Source organism: Mycobacterium sp. TH-M116, from assembly GCF_057473685.1.
The window spans coordinates 1-3,338 of sequence record NZ_JBYCLC010000168.1 but is presented as its reverse complement, the minus strand read 5'-3'; the positions used below and the strand labels follow the sequence as shown (position 1 = coordinate 3,338).

At 67.0% G+C, this 3,338-nt stretch carries 2 protein-coding genes; one reads left to right on the top strand and one right to left on the bottom strand.

All coding sequences use genetic code 11. The features are described 5' to 3' along the window. Positions 1–334 precede the first annotated feature (334 nt). Complete coding sequence (locus AC2VOK_RS08540) at positions 335–2,101, top strand: PecA family PE domain-processing aspartic protease (RefSeq protein ID WP_428900087.1); 1,767 nt, start codon at positions 335–337, stop codon at positions 2,099–2,101. 14 nt (positions 2,102–2,115) lie between these two features. Here AC2VOK_RS08540 and AC2VOK_RS08535 read toward each other — a convergent pair whose 3' ends face one another. Beyond that, on the bottom strand, positions 2,116–2,901 hold the full coding sequence (locus AC2VOK_RS08535) for a TSUP family transporter (RefSeq protein ID WP_428900086.1): 786 nt from the start codon (positions 2,899–2,901) through the stop codon (positions 2,116–2,118). Between the last annotated feature and the right edge of the window lie 437 nt (positions 2,902–3,338).

Here is a 3,338-nt window from a genome sequence, read left to right as displayed (position 1 = left end):
CTGTACTCGTACACCTACAACGGCGACAGCAGTTCAAGCCCCATCGCATACGCGCCGACCTATTATCCGGGCATCATGAACACCGGCGCCCTGCCGTTCATTGAGCACGAGGTCTATCTCTCGAACGCCGGCAACGGGTCGATGACCTTCTACTGACGCGCGGCCTGCCGACGGTACCGCGCTGGATTGCGTTGCGCACGAAGTACAGTCGCCCGGGCGCCGCGCATTCTTAGAGTTTGCTATGCCGGTGCGGTAACACCGCGTATCCGTGGCGTTTCCCGTCGTACGCTGCGCAGCACGGCAGCAGCGGATTCGGCGGAAAGGACGCTCCGGCATGAGCTTTCTCACCTGGCCCCCGGAGACCAACTCCGCGCTGATGTTCGCCGGTGCGGGCGGGGCCCCGATGGTGGCCGCGGCGGCGGCGTGGGACGGATTGGCTGATGCACTGGGTTCGGCCGGGCAGGCGTTTTCGTCGACCACCGCGAGCTTGACCGATCAAGCCTGGCAGGGGCCGGCGGCGGCTGCCATGCTCGCGGCCGCGCAGCGTTACACGTACCTTCTCAGCGCCGCACAGTCTCAAGCCGAAATCACCGCGGCCCAGGCGCAGGCGATCGTCGGCGCATTCGAGTCCGCGCGAGCCGCCACCGTGCACCCGCTCAGCGTTTCGGCCAATCGCAGTCAACTTCTCCGTCTGGCGGTTTCGAACCTGTTCGGACAGAACACACCTGCGATCGCGGCCGCCGAAGCCGAATACGAATCCATGTGGGCTGCCGACGTCGCGGCGATGGTGGGCTATCACGGCGGAGTATCGGCTGCGGCGGCACAGATATCGGCCTGGCCGAGGTTCCTGGAAGGCCTGGTCGCCGAAGCCTCGGGCGCCCTTGCCAATCCTGCTGATTCCGTAACAGCAGTGTGGCTCGAACTCGGCCGAGCCGAACAGAACGTCGTGGCCGCGATCAACGCGCCCACCAACACCCTGTTGGATCGCCCGCTTATCGGAGACGGAACCAACGGCGCCGCCGGGTCCGGAGAACCCGGCGGACCCGGCGGAATCCTTTGGGGCAACGGCGGAAACGGCGGCTCCGGCACCGGAACAAACGTCGGCGGGCCGGGCGGGTCCGCCGGCTTGATCGGTAACGGCGGAAACGGCGGCACCGGCGGTTCGGCCGCATACGGCGGGGCCGGCGGCATGGGGGGCTGGTTGCTCGGCAACAACGGCGCCATCGGCGCTCCCGGTGCCGACGCCCCGCACAACGTCACCGTCCCCCTGACGATGTACCAGACCATCGAACCCATCGTTTATGCCTCGGTCAACGGCGGACCGAATGTGCCGTTGCTGCTCGACACCGGCTCCACAGGACTGGTGCTTCCCCTCCAGTACATCGGGATCCAGCACCTGGGCATCCCCACCGGATTCGGAACCAGCGGATACAGCGGAGGACTGGGGTATTTCTATCTCACCTTCCACGGGCCGGTGAATTTCGGCAACGGCGTCGTCGCCCCCTCCACCGCCTACAACGTGCCCATCGTCTCCTGGCCGACGAGCCTGTCGTCGTTCCCCACTTCGTTCAGCGACTATTTCGCCCCCAACGGGGTCGTCGGCGTCCTGGGCGTCGGGCCCAACGCGCTCGGCCCGGGCCCCAGCAGCCCGATCACGGCCCTGCCGGGGAGCCTGCGCCAGGGCGTGCTCATCAACGAGGTGTACGGAACGACGCCCTATCTCGACTTCGGCCCGGCCCCGACGGGGATGTCCGTGCTGGCCACCATCAGCGGTGCACCCATCAGCGATCTGTTGGTGACGGTCGGCGGGCCGTACGGCAGCCCGGCGCAATACCCGACTTTTCAGGTCGGCTCCATCATCGACACCGGTGGCGTGCACGGAACGCTTCCGTCGATGGTGAATGCCCAACCAGGGCAAGAGATTTACGTCTATGCACCAGGCAATCTCACGACGCCGCTCTACGCCTACCGCTACCAGAGCGACTACTATCCGACCGCGGTGCCCAGCAGCGATCTGATGAATACCGGGGCGCTGCCGTTCCTGCTACGCCCGGCCTATCTGTCCAACAGCGGTGACGGCTCGATGATTTTCTACGTGTGACGTGCGGTGCGCGCTCACCGGACGACGTAAAGCGCAGCGGTCGCGATGGCCGAAACGCCGAGAACGGCGCGCAGGAGCGGTTCGGGGACAGATGGTTGCAGTCGGGCACCCAGGTATCCGCCGATGAGTCCGCCGACGCCGGCGGCGATTCCGATGACCCAGTCGGGGGCGATGTCATGTCCGGGGTTGGTGACGGCCAGGACCGCATAGGTGAGGGCACCGGCGACCGAGGTGACGAAGGTCGACGTCAGCGCGGCCGGCGCGACGATCGAGATCGGCAGACCGCGGCCGACCAGGATGGGGCTGAGCAGTGACCCTCCGCCGATGCCGTAGATTCCGCCGACGACGCCGACGACCATGGCCAGCGCGGTGATGGATCGGTGTGATGGTCCGCCCCGCGTCCGGCGCCGGGGTTGGCGCTGGGTTCGTTTGGGCAGGCAAAGCCAGAGTCCGAGGGGCAGTAGCAACACCGCGACGGCGAGGCGAAACAACCCCGGCCCGGGGATGAGGAAGACCCGCACGACGGCCCCTCCGATGACTCCGGGCACGGTGCCGGCCAGCAGCAGCGTGGTCAGCGGGCTGCCCAGCGGCGCCCGGGCCCGATACCGGGCCAAGGCTCCGGGAATGGCGACGATGTTGAACAGCAGGTTGGTGGGGGTGACCGCGGGGTTGGGAACCTGCAGAACGCTCATTTGGAAGGGCAGCAGGAAGACCGCGCCGGACACGCCCACGGGCGCGGTTGTGACGGCGAGGACAAGGCCCGCAGCGACGCTGACGAACACGGAATCGGCGGTCGTCATTTCCGCACTATCACCCAACCGTATGTGTCCGGGCAACCCTCGACGAGCGGGCCGGGCGAGCAGTTTCTTTCGCCCCGCGGAAACGACGGTCCTCGATTGGAGCCGCCTCCGGTTGGCCGGTGGCCGGTTCGAAGGGGCGCCGGGGCGTCGTCATTTGCGGTCGTCGCCGTCGGTCGTCGGCGGCGCCGTCGACGCAGGACTGGGCGCAGCATGCCCGAGTGTGGGCCGGTCCAACCGTCGCGGCTTCGGCCGGACGGCCGCGTGAAATGGATAACGTTTCGCGGCTCACGATGACCGTTGGCCTGCACTGACACCGATCTGGACCGGCACAGCGCCACTGCCATGAGACTGGTAGCTCGGATTCAAGTTTTTTCCAGCTGCGCTGTCATAAAATCTGGTGTCCGGCCGTCGTGATGCTTCCGATCGCAGCCTTCTCA

What these genes read in the sequence shown, in the direction of transcription:
- AC2VOK_RS08540 (WP_428900087.1), top strand. Translation starts at nt 335, where the DNA reads ATGAGCTTTCTCACCTGGCCCCCGGAGACCAACTCCGCGCTGATGTTC.
- AC2VOK_RS08535 (WP_428900086.1), bottom strand. Translation starts at nt 2,901, where the DNA reads ATGACGACCGCCGATTCCGTGTTCGTCAGCGTCGCTGCGGGCCTTGTC.